Below are 16,019 nucleotides of genomic sequence, written 5' to 3'. Positions count from 1 at the left end.
TTAGAGTTAAAATTTAAAGACGAGACGAGTATTCATAAACAGACCGTTTCTTGAACCTGGAATGATATCATCAATGAAATTTCCTGTTTTAAAGTATTGTATCCCTGTATTCAGGTTAATAAAGTTATTGATGCCATATACTGCACTTAAAAGATAGGCCGTACCAATGTATCTCTTGTTCGAAGCGGCCCCACCCAGATTGAAAGTACCGCTGGGCCTGTAAACACCGTCTTGTAAAGCATACCTCCAGTTAAATACTACATCAGCCTGAACTATCAGTTTATTAGTTAGAGACAAGCTGCCATAAGGATGGATATCGATCAGGTTGACCGGCCCGATCTGCGGACTAAATCCAAAATACCCACCCTTTGGATAAATAGGATTGAAAGTATTTAAATGAGTGCCGTTTGTGTTATTATTTCCTGATATATAATCATTTCTGAGGCTGATTGTGGGCTTGAATTTCGTTTGCTCAAAGGAATAACCTAATTCTGCTGAGGCTGTCCAGGCTGAAATACCTTTGCTACCGAATTTCCCGAACTGATAAGCTGCCTCCAGATTATAAATCAGCCCACCACCGTTTTTCCAGAACCTGCTTCCCACGGTATGCCGGACCTCTTTATTTATCCCTTGTTCAAATTGGGATTCATCTCTTGTGATGCCGATATAATAAGCATCCAGATTTCCGGATTTTGGGAATATAATTTTAGCATAAGCACCCCATAGATTTATATTTTTTGATCTTTTATTATCAAACTTTCCCGGGTTGATTGTATCTGCAAACATGGCGAATCCATCCAGAGATAGATTTTTTGACGTATACATCAGCTTTGCACCCGTAAAATACAACCGTACATTTGGCCCTTCTCTGACAGATATTAATCTTCCGGAGCCATAATCCATTTCCTGTTTACCTATACGCAGATTTAAGCTCTTATCTGCTTTTTTCCATGCTTTGAGATCAACAAACAGGTTCTGAATATTCAACTCATCCTGATCAACGGGTCTGGAACCATTTTTCCTTCCTCCCTGCAATGCACTTCTAAGCTGAACAAAAACGCGTATTTTATCACTAAAATGTATATCAGTATGCAGGTCATAGCGTTGCAGCAGAAAATTGTTATGACCGACCCCTAATCTCCCCCAGTCTTCATTATTAAAAGCCACATATTCCAGCCTGGCCTCTCCACCAAAAGAAAAATACATCTTTTTATCTGGTGAAAAGGGCAGGAATTTTATGTTGTTGTACAAAGTTTTCGCAGAGTCACTCCATGTGGAATAATCTTCATCAAAACGCATCAGTTTGAAACTCTGTGCCTGACTTTTGACTGCTCCGAATGTTAAGATAGCGGTTAACATCAGCACAAATATCCTGGCGGAACTAAACATCAGGTTTATTATTATTTTTTTGATTGTCACTATTATTTAGTGCTTAAGCATATGATGTGCGTAGTGAATGCCAAGACCATAGCCTGCACCATATTTCTTCATCAGATCGGTTACAGCCACATAGGTTTCAGTTCTTGCCCAGTCTCTTTGAAGTTCCAGTAAATATTGAACAGCAGTAACTGGTTTAACACCCGCATGTACCATTCTTTGAATTGCGCGTTCATGAGCTTCGGAACTGACATCACCGCAAGCATCAGTAATTACAAAAACCTCATATCCTTCAGCAAGAGCAGACAATGCCGGGCCAACAATACAAACACCTGTCCATAAGCCTGCAAGTACTAATTTCTTTTTTGCTGTACCTGTGATCGCTTTGTAAGCGGGCTCATCTTCCCAAGTATTCATCGATGTTCTATCTATATAACCTGAGGTAGCCTGAGGATAAAACTCTTCAATTTCAGGAAATACAGGGCCAGAAAAAGAATCTTCAGCCACCGTAGTTACAATGGTTGGAATTTTAAATATTTTTGAAGCTCCGGCAATGATTGCAACATTGGTGCGGAGTTCCGTAATGGCAATACTTTTGGTGGCAAAAGCCATTTGACCTTCAAAATCGATCAGTACTAAAGCGTGGTTTTCCGGAGAAAGAAGATTTGGTGATGGTTTCATATCATTATAATTTCTATTCATCTAACCAAGAAGCATACCAAGCAAATAAAATACTGAAAAACAGCGATTTATATTAAAAAACTCTTTTTTAAGCTCTCTATATATCGTCGATTTACGAATGATTTACGAGTACCTGACAACTGAAAAACAAACCTTAAAAACGCACATTCACGAAATATCGTCAATTCACATTTTTTAATTTCGTCAGGTTTATAATAATAGCCTTACATTTAATGCTATGGAAAATGTGCAGAATTTAGAAAAACCGCATACGCAATCAAACCGGCTGAAGAATGAATCAGAAAGTATTTTTTCCCTTCAAGAGATTGCGGTACTTCTTTCTTTAAGTAATGCCATAGCTACCATCAGGAATAAAACCGATCTGTTTCATGTAATTGAAGAAAAATTAAAAAAACTCTTCTGTTTCGAGCATTTTGTGATTTGCCTGATTAATGAGGATAAAAAAACACATAGTCCGTTTTTGTATAACCAGACAGAGAGTTTTATCAAAAACCGGGGCATTGCACCTGCCTCCACAAAAAAATATGGGCTTGATGATGGTTTATGTCATATCATGATGTCAACCGATATACCGGTTGTATTTAATGTTGAAGAGGTATTAAAATGGCCTTCTCCCCCGATATGGCTCGAGTTTTGGTTTCATCTTGGAATCAGGGAAATGATTGGTCTGCCTATTTGGGACAGAGCTGAATGTGTTGGTTTTTTCTATCTGTATACTAAGGAGATCAATGCCGTTTCCAATGCGTACTATAATCTGCTGCATAGCATTTCACTCCAGATTTCTGTTGCGGTTTCAAATATTAAAGCGAATGAAAAAATCGAAGCGCAACTTCAGGAAATAAAACATTATAAACAACTGCTGGAAGAAGAAAAATCATACCTGCAGGAAGAGGTAGAAAAGAACTACAGCCATACTGAAATTATTGGACAGGGGCCTGGAATTAAAAATGTATTTCATTTAATTGAACAGGTTGCTGACTCAGATAGTACTGTTCTTCTTCAGGGGGAAACTGGAACAGGCAAAGAACTGATCGCCAGAGCTATACATGTAAACTCTCCAAGAAAAGATAAATTAATGATTAAGGTAAACTGTGCTGCCTTGCCAGCAAACCTGGTAGAAAGTGAACTATTCGGACACGAAAAAGGCAGTTTTACCGGGGCGACAGACCGAAGGGCTGGAAAATTTGAACTCGCTCATAACAGCACGCTTTTCCTGGATGAAATTGGAGAACTTCCGCTGGATATTCAGGTAAAGCTACTCCGCGCAATTCAGGAAAAAGAAATTGAGCGTGTTGGCGGTAAGAGTGTCATCAAAACAAATGTAAGAATCATAGCTGCAACCAATAGAAACCTTGCAAAAGAAGTAGAAAATGGTAAATTCCGGAGTGATCTTTTTTACCGTTTGAATGTATTCCCAATCACTATTCCTCCTTTGAGAGAACGAAAAGAAGATATAGTTGAAATGTCCATATATTTTATGAACAAATTCGCTAAGAAAACGGGTAAAGAAATAAAAACACTATCCAGAAGTGTTTTCAATTCCCTGATAACCTACCCCTGGCCTGGTAATGTACGCGAACTGGAACATTTAATGGAACGCAGTGTGTTATTGTCTAAAGGCAATATGATTAAAGAAATACATCTCCCTAAAATAGAGAATCTATCAATTGAAAACGCCAAGCCCGGAACAACCATCAAGACTATTTTTGATAATGAACGGGATCATATTTTTCATATACTCCAGTTATGTAAAGGAAAAATATCAGGGAAAGGAGGTGCAGCAGAATTATTAGGTGTTCCTGCAACCACACTGAATTCCAAAATAAAGAAGTTTAAAATCAAAAGAAAGCATACTATTAGCTAAGTAATATTTAAAATCTGCTGAATACAATCTAAATATGACAGACCGAATTCTAATTGTCGAAGACGAATTTATTGTTGCCCATGATCTGAAAATGATTCTTACCCGTGCAGGATACGAGATCGCAGGAATTGCAGATTCGGTGAAAACTGCGCTGATTATATTAGGGCAACAGGAAGTCGGTCTGGTTCTGCTTGATATATTTCTGAAAGGAAAGCAGACAGGAATTGACCTGGCAAATATCCTGATGGATAAACAGATTGCATTTATCTATATTTCTGCCAATTCCAATGAAAAAGTAATGGAGGCCGCCAAATCTACAATGCCCTATGGATTTATAGTTAAACCTTATCGGGATAAAGATGTATTACTCAGTATTGACATTGCACGTTACCGCATGGAGCATGTTCAAAATCTTAAAATCAGCAGCAAATTGTTTATGGAAGATTTCATTGCCGATGTTTCCATGAAGCCGTTAAACTGGAAGAAAAAACTTTTATTGATTACTGGCGCATTTCAAGCCTATCTGCCTTTTGATTTTCTGACGCTTACAGCAACAACGAATGACAGCACCATGCTTTCCAAAATCGGAATAGCGCGTAAACAGTTTAATGAATATGATATGGTATCAGCAGATGAGCTTGCCGGTAACCTAAAATCCAACCTGGTTAAATCTATTATCCTCAGTAATGGAGATTGTATTACGCTTTCTTTTTACAGCAAGCTTGACAATATTTTCAAACGTGAACATTCAGAGCTACTGAATCTTCTGGAAAGCACACTGGCCAAAAACCTCCTGCATATCATTGAATTTGAGAAGGTCAGTCCATTCAAAAAGAATACCAATGTACCAGAGAAAAACAAAATACCATTTCCTGTTGAGGAAGATAAATTCAAGGATATTATTGGCCAGAGCCCTGCCCTGCTCAACCTGCTGGACCAACTGATGATTGTTGCTCCTACTGATACTTCCGTATTAATTACAGGAGAAAGTGGCACCGGGAAAGAACTGATCGTACAAAACCTGCACAGGCTGTCTACGCGAAAAAACAAACCACTTGTTGCAGTAAATTGTGCTGCCTTACCTAACGATCTTATGGAGTCTATACTTTTCGGGCATGAAAAAGATGCCTTTGCAGGAGCAACCAGCCAGAGCATGGGAAAATTCGAAGAAGCCAGTGGCGGAACAATTTTCCTTGATGAGATCGGGGAAATGCCATTTGATCTCCAGGCTAAATTATTAAGGGTGCTTCAGCAGAAAGAGATTGAACGTGTAGGCGGCAAAAATCCTGTTCCAGTTGACCTGAGGATAATTGCAGCAACCAATCTTCAGCTGGAGAAAGAGATATCAAAGGGGAAATTCAGATTAGATTTATTTTTCAGACTCAATGTTTTTCCTCTTCACGTTCCATCCCTGCGCGCCAGAAAAGAGGATATTCCAATCCTCGTAGCCTATTTCATTGAAAAACATGCAAAATTGCTCGACAGGGAAATATCCGGAATTTCAAGCAGGTTCATGGAGTAAATGATCCATTATAACTGGCCTGGCAACATCAGAGAACTAGAACATGTTGTTTTAAGAGCTATTCTTTTATCAAAAAATGGTGTTCTTCAGGAAGACCTCCTGGAATTGGAAATAAAAAACGAAGAAATACCTGATCAAACGGGTATAAAAACAATTTCGGAGAATGAACGGGATCATATTATTGACGTCCTGGATATGTGCAAAGGAAAAATATCAGGCACCGGTGGGGCAGCGGATCTGCTGGGAATACCAGCGACCACCCTTAATTCGAAAATAAAAAAATTAGGTATAAACAGAGAAGTCTAAGTAAGATATTGAAAATAAGATGAGCAAAGAAAAGATTTTAATTGTTGAGGATGAATTTATTGTAGCTAATGACCTGCAGATGATGTTGGAAAGAGCTGGTTATAGAGTGTGTGGAATTGCTCCTTCAGTAGCCAGGGCTCTGGAATTAATAACGTTAAAACAACCAGATTGGGTATTACTGGATATTCAACTCAAAGGTAACCTGTCAGGGATTGATCTGGCTGAACAATTGACAATAATTGGAATCCCTTTTATATATATTTCGGCAAATACGAGTCAGGACATACTGGAAGCCGCAAAAGCAACTTTACCTTATGGGTTTTTAGTCAAACCATTCAGAGAAAAGGATCTGATGGTGATGCTTGACATTGCACAGTACAGGCATACAAACAACTTAAAATATAGTAAAAACGAAGAGCAGACTATTCAGGAGCAAATTAAAAATATAATCAATAAACAAGAATCGCTGTCTGAAAGACTGAAACAATTGGGAAAGCCACTTAATTCCATTGTTCCTTTTAATTTTTTGTGGATTGCAAGGATTCAACCTGGAACAAGTGTGAGGGATTTGAATTTACAACAGGAAAGTACACACATTTTCCGAACCTTTTGCCAGGAAGAGTTATTAGCTGAAATGTCGGTTTCACAGCGGACGTTTAAATCGTGGGGTACCATTCATATGGTTTCCTGTAAAAATTCTGTCTGGAATGACTATGAGTTTAGAAAATTAAAAATGGAAAATAACTGGATCAGAACTCTTTCAGACCATTTTAAATTAGAATCTGCGCTTTTAATGGAAATCCCATATGGAGAAGAGCGTTTCCAGTTTGTTTTCTTTAGTACTGCTGCAAAAAAATATAGAGAGAAAGACACTATACTCCTGAACCAATTTCATGAAAGCCTGGTTCTGATTATTGAAGATATTATATATGGGAAAAATCCGGTTGTTCTTACACCCTTAATACAAAAACCTAAGCATATACCTTCAACTGAAGAATCTTTCTTACCCCATTTCAACGGCATTATTGGAAACAGCCCTTTGCTGCGTTCCGTTTTTGAGAAAATAGAAATGGTTGCGCCAGATGATACTTCAGTTCTGATTCTTGGAGAAAGTGGCACAGGAAAGGAAAAGATTGCTCAGACGCTGCATAAGCTTTCTTCAAGAAAAGCCAAACCAATGATTACTGTAAACTGCGCAGCTCTTCCATTAACCTTGATCGAATCAGAACTTTTTGGCCATGAGAAAGGTGCTTTTACTGGTGCTTATGACAAAAGAATCGGCAAATTCGAACAGGCCGATGGAGGTTCTATTTTTCTGGATGAAATTGGCGAACTACCGCTGGAGGCACAAGTTAAGTTATTAAGGGTTTTACAGGAAAGAGAGATTGAAAGACTGGGTGGTGTTCATACCAGGAAAATAAATGTCAGGGTGATCACGGCTACCAATAAAAACCTGGAAAAAGAAGTGGCAGAAGGTCGTTTCAGATTAGACCTCTATTACAGGCTTAACGTATTTCCAATCGAATTACCTCCATTACGCAAAAGAAAAGAAGACATCCCTGCCCTTGTCCATCATTTTCTGAATAAATATAACAAAGGAACTTCAAGATCTATTAAAGGAATTTCCAGTAAAGCGCTGTACACTTTGCAGCAATATGACTGGCCTGGAAATATCAGGGAACTTGAACATCTGGTAGAGAGAAGCATGCTACTTTCCAAAGGGACAGAAATTACTGAAATAGATCTGCCGGCAAATCAGAAGCAGGCCACTGTTCAGTCAGATGACATTTTCAGCATAAAGACTATGCATGAGATGGAAAGAGATCACATTCTGAGTATCCTGGAAATGTGCAATGGAAAGGTATTCGGGCCAGGTGGCGCGGCAGAAGTATTAAACATCCCTTCCACTACATTAAATTCCAAAATAAAAAAACTGGGGATAAAATATGAGTTTTTCAAGTAAACGTTCGATGCTAAAAATCCCCGGACAGCTCTTTGCACAGACAGATTATATTTCAGCTATTGATAACTATAAGATTGGTGGCCTCATTGCGGTTTCATTTATAATTGGGTTATGCTATTATAACTTCAGAAACAGAAGAAAGGCCAGCCAGTTATTGCTTGCTTACCAACAGGAAATTAACCTGAAGAACGATTCCCTCCAAAATCTGGTTGACAAGCAGACAAAACTACTTTCAGAGAAGGAATTTCTGATTAAAGAAATACATCACAGGATAAAAAACAACTTACAGGTAATTACGAGCCTGCTTAGTGCACAACGTAATTATCTTCAGGATGAATCGGCAATAATGGCCATCAGGGATAGCCAAAACAGAATTCAGTCTATAGCTTTAATTCATCAGAAATTATTTCAGTCCGATACGGTAGCCATGATTAATATACAGGATTATGTGGCTGAACTCATTAAATTTCTATGCGAAACCTTTCATGTCAACCAAAGAATTAAGTTTAACATCAATGTTCCGGAAGTGAAACTTGACATCGCGCAGGCGATGCCACTTGGACTCATTATCAATGAAGCGATTACCAATATTATAAAATACGCTTTTCCTGATAATACGCCAGGAATTATCACGCTGTCTTTAGCTGATTGTGAAGATGGCTATTACCAGTTTAAAATTTCTGATAATGGTATAGGCCTTCCGTCAGGGTTTGACCTTTCCAGCACCTCCTCAATGGGCATGACCCTGATCAAAGGTTTAGGCGAGCAACTCGGTGGTATAGTCAGCATTCAATCCAGTAATGGTGTACATTTCAGCCTGAGATTTCCAGTTGCGCGCTCACCATTGCCAAACCGGGAAGAATATGTTTAAATATCAATTGATACTGCTTTTGCTTCTGGCTACCTGTGGTCCTATATTTGGTCAGGGAACAAAAAGAAATACACTGTCTGTTCCAAAATTCAATGAGATCTCTGCTAGCGAACTGCTGACTAAACTACCCGAATTCAAAAACGACACCACAAAAGTATGGCTGCTCAATAAAATTGCAGCCATTTACTGGTGGAGAAGATCAGACCGGTATAATGATCTGGATAGCTGTATGAATTATGCGCTGCAAGCCAGGCAACTCAGTAATAAATTAGATTATCAACCAGGGTATAACGAATCAACTTTTCTTATTTGCAGGGTATTTGCGGAGCAGGAAAACATTAACAAGGCATTGATCCTGATCAAAACAGTTTCACCCGAACAGCAAGTACGACTAAATCTTGTGCTTGGTGAACATTATATAAATCTGCCAGGAAGCCTGAAAAATAATATAAAGAAAGGATACCCATTCCTGCACAACGCACTCCGGTTAAGCCAGACTTTTAAATTGATCCGTTGGCAACAGGAGTCACAAATAGCACTGGGAAAATATTATTTTTTATCTGACGATCTCAAACGAGGTATTTCCTCATTTGAAAATGTAATTACTTATTGGCATCAGTTGGGTAATATCAGTGAAGAGGCACACTGGTATTCTGAGCTTGGACGCTATATGCCAGGAGGCCAGGAAAATCTGGCACTTTCGATAAAATATCAGAAGCAGGCACTTGCTTTATATAAAAAGATCAATGCTAAGCCTGACATGGCTTATACAGCAGATGATATCGGACAGGTTTATAAGGAACAGTTAAATAACCTGGATAGCGCACAATTGTATTCCAGTATGGCTATTGGTTTACTGAAGGAAGCTAAAGTCACTAAATTGTATAAATATTATTATCATTTATCAGATATCTTTCTGGAAAAAGGAAATTTTAGTCAGGCCCTATCCTATTCTCTTGCTGCATTGGATAATATAGAAAAGCTCAAAGATAACCGGATGAAAGGCATTGTATATAATGGTCTGGGGGAAATTTACTCTGGTTTAGGTGATCAGAATAACAGCCTGAAATACTTCGGACTAGCTATGGAACAACTTACAGAAACAGGGACTTACCTGGTTTTCTATCTGGCAAAGAATATTACTGACAATCTTATTTTACAGGGCAAAGTTAAAGAAGCCATAGTTTTCACACAGCGATTTGAAAAGGAAAACCCGGCTATAAGTCTGAGAGATCGTCAGGTTTTAATGGCAATTAAGGGCAATTGTTATGCAGCTGCAAAAAAACCTGTTATAGCAGAGCGCTATTTTCTCAACATGATGGAGTTGGATAGTTTATCCATAAAAAACGGAGCGATATATTGGAGTAAGTCTATAGCAGGTGCTGAAGCGAATTATATTATTGGAAAGTTTTATGTAGATCAAAAACGTTATACAGATGCATATCCTTATTTAAAGAGATTCCATGGACTTGATAATAAAATATTAGCGCTTTCAAAAGATATTTCATTGTTACAATTTAAAGTGGATTCTGCTTCTGGAAACTATGCTTCAGCCATAAAATACTATCAAAAATATTCAGCTTATAAGGATTCCATGTATAACATTTCAAATACAGGGAGACTTGCTGATATGCAGATCAGGTACGAAACAGCCCGAAAAGAGAAAGATATCAAACTTTTGCAAAAGGATTCACAGTTGCAGCAGCGGCGTATTTCTCAATCTTCCCAGTCCAGAAATTTCGCCTTCGCAGGAATTGTAATGCTTGGCCTTATTATAGCTATCGGCTATAATCGTTTCAGGCTGAAACAAAATAGTTATATACAGCTGGAGTCGAAACAACAGAAAATCAACAGGCAGAATGAAGCGTTGTACATGTTAAATAAGAAACAGCAAAATTTATTACAGGAAAAAGAATGGCTGGTCAAAGAAATTCACCACAGGGTAAAAAATAATTTGCAGATGATGCAAAGTCTGCTAAAATCACAAGGCTATTATATCGATAATAAAGATGCAACAATGGCAATTAAAACTAGTCAGCGCAGAATGCAGGCTATGTCTCTGGTGCATGAAAAATTATATTTAGATGATCAGATGAACAGCATATCGATGTATGATTATGTCCACGAGTTGCTAACCTATTTAAAAACCAGCTTTGATCTGGAGAAAACAATAGTTTTTATTATTCAGGTAGAAGAATTTCAACTGGATATTATCAGAGCAATCCCTGTCGGATTGATTATAAATGAAGTAGTGACGAATGCTATTAAATATGCATTTCCTGATGGAAAGGAAGGTTTAATTTCTATCTTTCTTAAAGAACAAGAGAAAAAAATCATCCTCAACATACAGGATAATGGTATCGGTTTAGTTCCTGATTTTGATTTTGAGGCCAACAATTCTTTTGGTATGACCTTAATTGACGGACTGGTCAAACAACTGGACGGCAATCTTTCTATTACCAGTAAAAATGGACTTGATATAACCGTTACTTTTAGTTCATATACGCCGCTGGAATCCATTTCAGAGCTTGCATAAGCAGGTGGATTTTGAAAGAAAGACGTAAATTGACGATATATAGATAGTTTTAAAATTCACAAAAACATGTAATAAATTGAATTACAACTAATTAATCAGAAGGCATACAAATTGCTGGATTGGGATTGTTTAAACACATTATAAAATTTAAAATTATGAGTACCATTAAAGTAAAAGACGGAACTGAAATTTATTACAAGGATTGGGGAACAGGGCAACCAATCGTTTTTCATCATGGATGGCCATTATCGGGTGATGATTGGGATACACAGATGATGTTTTTCTTAAATCATGGATACCGTGTGATCGCACATGACCGCCGCGGACATGGAAGATCAAGTCAGTCTTCACAGGGTCATGACATGGATACTTATGTAGAAGATGTGGCTGAACTCACAAAAGCCCTGGATCTTAAAGATGCAATTCACATTGGCCACTCGACTGGTGGCGGTGAGGTAATCAGATATGTTGCAAAGTATGGAAAAGGCCGTGTTGCAAAAGCAGTACTGATTAGCGCCGTAACTCCGATTATGGTTATAGGAGAAAATAATCCAGACGGGGTACCGATGTCAGTTTTTGATGAAATCAGAGAAGGTACAGGTTTTCACAGACCTCAGTATTACCATGATTTTCCTACTGCTTTTTATGGTTATAACCGTGAAGGGACAAAAGTATCTGAAGGAAATAAACAAAATTGGTGGAGACAAGGGATGATGGGTTCTGTAAAGGCACATTATGAAGGAATTAAAGCTTTTTCAGAATCTGATTTCACTGAAGATTTGAAGAGTGTAGAAATCCCTGTACTGGTGATGCATGGAGAGGATGATCAAATTGTTCCCTATTCAATTTCAGCTCCTAAAGCGGCAAAACTTTTGCCAAACGGAAAATTGATCTCTTACCCTGGTTTTCCTCATGGAATGCCAACAACAGAAGCGGAAACAATTAATAAAGACCTTTTAGAATTTATTAAATCTTAACCTGGTCAGCTTATTTAGATTCAGGTAAGGATGATGGGTCTGAGAAGACTCATCATCTTTTGTATATCTTATCCAGGATAAGATAAATAATTCAAAAGGCAATTGGTATTATTATTGTCGTAAATATTATCTTTGACGTCTGCTTTGTCCTGGTAATTTCTATGTCAATTTTGCGCGCGTTCCTCCCATGTTTTCTTCTATCCTATTGTTTTCAGGCACTTTATGGTTCTCAAAAACCTGTTAAGCCAGGCCTTCCTGTGCTGGATATTAATGCCTATGAAAAGTTAATTGTTCATTACCGGTATAACAGACCCGATTCTGCACTGTTTTTTGTGAATCTTGGGATGAAGCTTGCAAAAAGCACTAAAGACGAAGAAGGTGTAGCAAGAATGCTCAACCAGATGGGCATGATTGATGATAATTCCGGGAATGCAGTATCCTCAAGACAACACTATCTGGAAGCACTTGAAATCTACAAACGCCTGAATAATTATAAAGGAATCATTAAGGAGAATATCCGGCTGGGTGTTGTGGAAAACAGGAAAGGCAGTTCGGCAACAGCAACCCCCTATTTTCTTCAGGCATTAAAAATAAGTGAGCAAAACAAAGATAAGAGTGGAATTATGGAGTCATACATTACTCTTGGTGAAGTACATGCTTTCCGCCATGACTATCAACTTGCCATCTCTTATTACAAGCGGGCTGAAGCGATCGGAACTACACTTCCTTTTTCAAGCCTGAAGTTAAATACCTTCCTGAACTTTGGAACGGCCTACAGGGAAACCGGTGACCTGGCAAAAGCCATTTACTACTTTGAAAAAGGTATCAGCCAAAGTGATTATCCTGAAATGATGGGATTAAATATTTCCCTTACTATTGGACTGGCCCAGGTGTATGCAAAATCAGGAGCAGTAGCAAAAGCCATTGAACTTCAAAAGGGAGCTTTGCTGAAATCGAAAAAGATCAACAATAGTATCCGGGAATTCCAAAGCCTGATCGCATTGGCAGAGAGCTATGAAACTTCCAACCGGGCAATAGCGCTGAATTACCTTCAACAAGCACTGGCTTTGGGACAAACTAAAAAAGCAAATAAGCAGATTGTTGAAGCACTATCGCATATTGCTGCACTTTATGAAAAATCAGGAGATTATAAAGCCGCCTATCAAGCTAAAACCAGGCAATATAGCATCGCTGATAGTTTTTACTTCAAGGATATAACCCACAAAATATCTAATCTGCAAGCACAATATGAACTCACCAAATCTCAGGCTAAAGTTACACAGCTAAAATTTGTGAATAATCAGCAATTGCTTGAACAAAAAATTATGTTCGGGATCATGTCAGGTGGTACAGCTTTCATGCTGATCCTGGGGGCTTATTTTTTTAAGATCAGGAACTTGAACCGGTTGATGAATAAGGCTAATGCAGATCTTATAGAGTCGAATAACGTAAAAGACAAGCTATTTTCTATTCTTGGGCACGATCTGAAAGCACCGCTGGCTTCAATTCTGAATCTTCTTGTATTAATAAACAGAGGCTGGTTAACTGACGAGGAAAAGTCACTTATGCTCGGTAAACTGGAGTTACAGTGTAATGCTACACTGGAAACACTGAATCTTATTTTGCACTGGGGACAAATGCAATTAAAAGGCGTCATGATCAATCAGAGCGATGTCAGTCCTGAAAAGAAAATTAAACGCAATGTTTTGCTGCTGAAGGAAATGGCTGCTCAGAAATCAATATCTATTGAACAGCATATTGAACCGGGTCTGCTCGTTTTTTGTGACGCAGATCATCTTGATTTTCTGGTTCGCAACATTTTGTCCAATGCCATAAAATTCACTCCTGTTGGAGGGACTATCCATATGTCAGTAAGGGCTTACCAGGATAATCAGGTAATTTGTCAATTCAGGGATAGCGGAATCGGAATAGCTCCTTCACGTTTAGAATCCATATTCAGCGTAAATAATGTAAGTACAATGGGCACGAATAATGAAAAAGGAACTAGTCTTGGTTTGGTTATCTGTAAAGAGTTTATTAATGCAAATGAAGGAAATATCTGGGTAGAAAGTGTAATTGGTGAAGGCTCTGCATTCTTTTTCACTTTAAAGAGGAAATAGACTCTTAGTTTGTAAACTGCATTTCACTAAGGTTTTTATATAATCCTCCGCTAACACCAAGCAATTCAAGGTGAGTTCCCTCCTCCACAATCTGCCCTTGGTGAAGCACAATAATTTTATCAGCTTGTCTTACAGTAGCCAGCCGATGCGCAATAACGATAGAAGTACGTCCTTCCATCAGCTTATCTAAAGCATCCTGTACCAATCGCTCTGATTCTGAATCCAGTGCAGACGTCGCTTCATCCAATATCAAAATGCGCGGAGCCTTCAATACTGCACGTGCAATAGCAATCCGCTGACGCTGCCCACCAGAAAGCTGTATCCCACGTTCTCCTACTATGGTTTCCAGTCCAAGAGGGAAACGCTGAATAAATTCCCAGGCATTGGCCATTTCTGCTGCTGCAATAATTTCATCTTTAGAAGCCCCTTTTCTACCATAGCCGATATTTTCTGCAATCGTACCACCAAAAAGAAAAACATCTTGCGGCACTACAGCGATCTGTGCCCTGAGTTCTGATAAAGGAATATCCGCACTATCTCTGCCATCAAAAAACACCCCTCCTTTTACCGGATCATACAATCTCAGCAATAAAGATACTATTGTACTTTTACCTGCACCGCTTGAACCTACAATAGCCACTTTCTGATTGGAAGAGGCTTCGAAAGACACGCCCTGTAATACATTTATATCTTCCCTTGCAGGGTAATGAAAATGAATATTGCTGAAATTAATCTGTCCATGCAATTGATTTTCAGGCGCTATGGTTTTAAAGTCTGTAAGTGATTCTACGGGTTCTTCCAGCAAATCAAAAAGATGGGTAGTAGCCCCAATACTTTTCTGTAAAGCCGTATAAACTTCTGCTAAGCCAGTAATTGAGCTGGCAATATATACAGAGTAAAGTAAAAAGGAAATAAGTTCTCCTGAAGCCACCCCTGTAGTTACACCCCGCCAGATCACAGCGACCAGCGTACCAAAGATACCGACGATAACAAAAGAGTCAAACAGACCTCTGTACTTCCCTCCTTTCATCCCCAGTCTGGCCATTTCATTGGTTTGCCCGCGATAACGGCTGATCTCAAAAAACTCACTTACAAAGGCTTTTACACTAAAAATACCCTGTAATGTTTCTTCTACAATGGTATTAGAAGCCGCAACTTTGTCCTGCACGTCCATCGCGTATTTATTGATGAACTGGCCAAATAATTCAGCCAGCACTACCATAACAGGTAATAACAGCACCATGAAAACTGTCAGTTGAAACGAAGTAATCATCAGTAAGATCAAACCACCAACGATAATAACCAGCTGTCTGACCATTTCTGCCAGCGTACTGTTAAAAATTTCCTGCAATAGCGTAATATCTGCCGAAATCCTGCTGCTCAGTTCCCCCACACGTTTGTGAAGAAAAACACGCATTGGCATTTTAATGAGATGGCTATACACAGTTTGACGTAGTGCAGCCAATGTTTTTTCGGTAACATTTACAAACAGTACCACTCTGAAAAAAGAGAATATAGCCTGGATAATCAGAATGCCGAATAATAGCCACCCAATATAGGTCGTCGCTCCTGAATCTATTCCTTGTTTGCCACCATCAATTAATTGTCCGAGCAACTTAGGCAGTGCAAGCCCGGAAACACTCGCGATCATCAGCAGGAATAGCCCTATGCTGAATTCCAGCCAGTATGGTTTTACATAATAGAATAAACGAAATAAGGATTTAAGAGAACTACCCTTAATATCTTTAACGGATTTAGAATTCTGCATTTAAATTGTTTTA

At 38.6% G+C, this 16,019-nt stretch carries 11 protein-coding genes; 8 read left to right on the top strand and 3 right to left on the bottom strand.

Going from position 1 to position 16,019, the window contains the following annotated elements; genetic code table 11:
* Window positions 1-6: 6 nt before the first annotated feature.
* Both AB3G38_RS00940 and AB3G38_RS00935 read right to left on the bottom strand, forming a co-directional pair.
* Window positions 7-1,389: an alginate export family protein gene (locus tag AB3G38_RS00940; protein ID WP_367866620.1), complete on the bottom strand. Its 1,383-nt coding sequence runs from the start codon at window positions 1,387-1,389 to the stop codon at window positions 7-9.
* Between the two features lie 36 nt (window positions 1,390-1,425).
* A complete protein-coding gene (locus AB3G38_RS00935) occupies window positions 1,426-2,058 on the bottom strand; it encodes a hydrolase (protein WP_367866619.1) in 633 nt (210 codons plus the stop codon).
* A 238-nt stretch (window positions 2,059-2,296) separates the two neighbouring features.
* Between AB3G38_RS00935 and AB3G38_RS00930 the strand changes: the two genes are divergently transcribed.
* The 8 genes from AB3G38_RS00930 (at window position 2,297) to AB3G38_RS00895 (ending at window position 14,238) form a co-directional block, all read left to right on the top strand.
* The gene (locus tag AB3G38_RS00930) at window positions 2,297-3,943 is read left to right on the top strand and encodes a sigma 54-interacting transcriptional regulator (protein ID WP_367866618.1); all 1,647 of its coding nucleotides are present in this window, start codon (window positions 2,297-2,299) and stop codon (window positions 3,941-3,943) included.
* 34 nt (window positions 3,944-3,977) lie between these two features.
* A complete protein-coding gene (locus AB3G38_RS00925; RefSeq protein ID WP_367866617.1) occupies window positions 3,978-5,465 on the top strand; it encodes a sigma 54-interacting transcriptional regulator in 1,488 nt (495 codons plus the stop codon).
* Window positions 5,466-5,771, top strand: a complete 306-nt coding sequence (locus AB3G38_RS00920; RefSeq protein ID WP_367866616.1) for a helix-turn-helix domain-containing protein — start codon at window positions 5,466-5,468, stop codon at window positions 5,769-5,771.
* Between the two features lie 19 nt (window positions 5,772-5,790).
* The gene (locus AB3G38_RS00915) at window positions 5,791-7,734 is read left to right on the top strand and encodes a sigma 54-interacting transcriptional regulator (RefSeq protein WP_367866615.1); all 1,944 of its coding nucleotides are present in this window, start codon (window positions 5,791-5,793) and stop codon (window positions 7,732-7,734) included.
* Entirely contained in the window at window positions 7,718-8,605 is an 888-nt protein-coding gene (locus AB3G38_RS00910) for a sensor histidine kinase (protein ID WP_367866614.1), read from the top strand. Before AB3G38_RS00915 ends, AB3G38_RS00910 begins: the two co-directional genes overlap by 17 nt.
* On the top strand, window positions 8,598-11,141 hold the full coding sequence (locus AB3G38_RS00905) for a histidine kinase dimerization/phosphoacceptor domain -containing protein (protein WP_367866613.1): 2,544 nt from the start codon (window positions 8,598-8,600) through the stop codon (window positions 11,139-11,141). Before AB3G38_RS00910 ends, AB3G38_RS00905 begins: the two co-directional genes overlap by 8 nt.
* A gap of 155 nt (window positions 11,142-11,296) precedes the next feature.
* Window positions 11,297-12,118, top strand: a complete 822-nt coding sequence (locus tag AB3G38_RS00900) for an alpha/beta fold hydrolase (RefSeq protein ID WP_367866612.1) — start codon at window positions 11,297-11,299, stop codon at window positions 12,116-12,118.
* A gap of 170 nt (window positions 12,119-12,288) precedes the next feature.
* Window positions 12,289-14,238: a tetratricopeptide repeat protein gene (locus AB3G38_RS00895; RefSeq protein WP_367866611.1), complete on the top strand. Its 1,950-nt coding sequence runs from the start codon at window positions 12,289-12,291 to the stop codon at window positions 14,236-14,238.
* Between the two features lie 4 nt (window positions 14,239-14,242).
* Here AB3G38_RS00895 and AB3G38_RS00890 read toward each other — a convergent pair whose 3' ends face one another.
* Window positions 14,243-16,006 (bottom strand): ABC transporter ATP-binding protein, encoded by a 1,764-nt coding sequence (locus tag AB3G38_RS00890; protein ID WP_367866610.1) that lies wholly within the window; start codon window positions 16,004-16,006, stop codon window positions 14,243-14,245.
* Window positions 16,007-16,019 lie beyond the last annotated feature (13 nt).

The organism is Pedobacter sp. WC2423 (assembly GCF_040822065.1).
GTDB lineage: Bacteria > Bacteroidota > Bacteroidia > Sphingobacteriales > Sphingobacteriaceae > Pedobacter.
Note: the sequence above shows the minus strand (reverse complement) of the source record. Positions and strands in the feature narration are given on the sequence as shown.

Coding starts and splice junctions, on each gene's coding strand:
- AB3G38_RS00940 (WP_367866620.1), bottom strand. CDS start 1,389: ATGTTTAGTTCCGCCAGGATATTTGTGCTGATGTTAACCGCTATCTTA.
- AB3G38_RS00935 (WP_367866619.1), bottom strand. CDS start 2,058: ATGAAACCATCACCAAATCTTCTTTCTCCGGAAAACCACGCTTTAGTA.
- AB3G38_RS00930 (WP_367866618.1), top strand. CDS start 2,297: ATGGAAAATGTGCAGAATTTAGAAAAACCGCATACGCAATCAAACCGG.
- AB3G38_RS00925 (WP_367866617.1), top strand. CDS start 3,978: ATGACAGACCGAATTCTAATTGTCGAAGACGAATTTATTGTTGCCCAT.
- AB3G38_RS00920 (WP_367866616.1), top strand. CDS start 5,466: ATGATCCATTATAACTGGCCTGGCAACATCAGAGAACTAGAACATGTT.
- AB3G38_RS00915 (WP_367866615.1), top strand. CDS start 5,791: ATGAGCAAAGAAAAGATTTTAATTGTTGAGGATGAATTTATTGTAGCT.
- AB3G38_RS00910 (WP_367866614.1), top strand. CDS start 7,718: ATGAGTTTTTCAAGTAAACGTTCGATGCTAAAAATCCCCGGACAGCTC.
- AB3G38_RS00905 (WP_367866613.1), top strand. CDS start 8,598: ATGTTTAAATATCAATTGATACTGCTTTTGCTTCTGGCTACCTGTGGT.
- AB3G38_RS00900 (WP_367866612.1), top strand. CDS start 11,297: ATGAGTACCATTAAAGTAAAAGACGGAACTGAAATTTATTACAAGGAT.
- AB3G38_RS00890 (WP_367866610.1), bottom strand. CDS start 16,006: ATGCAGAATTCTAAATCCGTTAAAGATATTAAGGGTAGTTCTCTTAAA.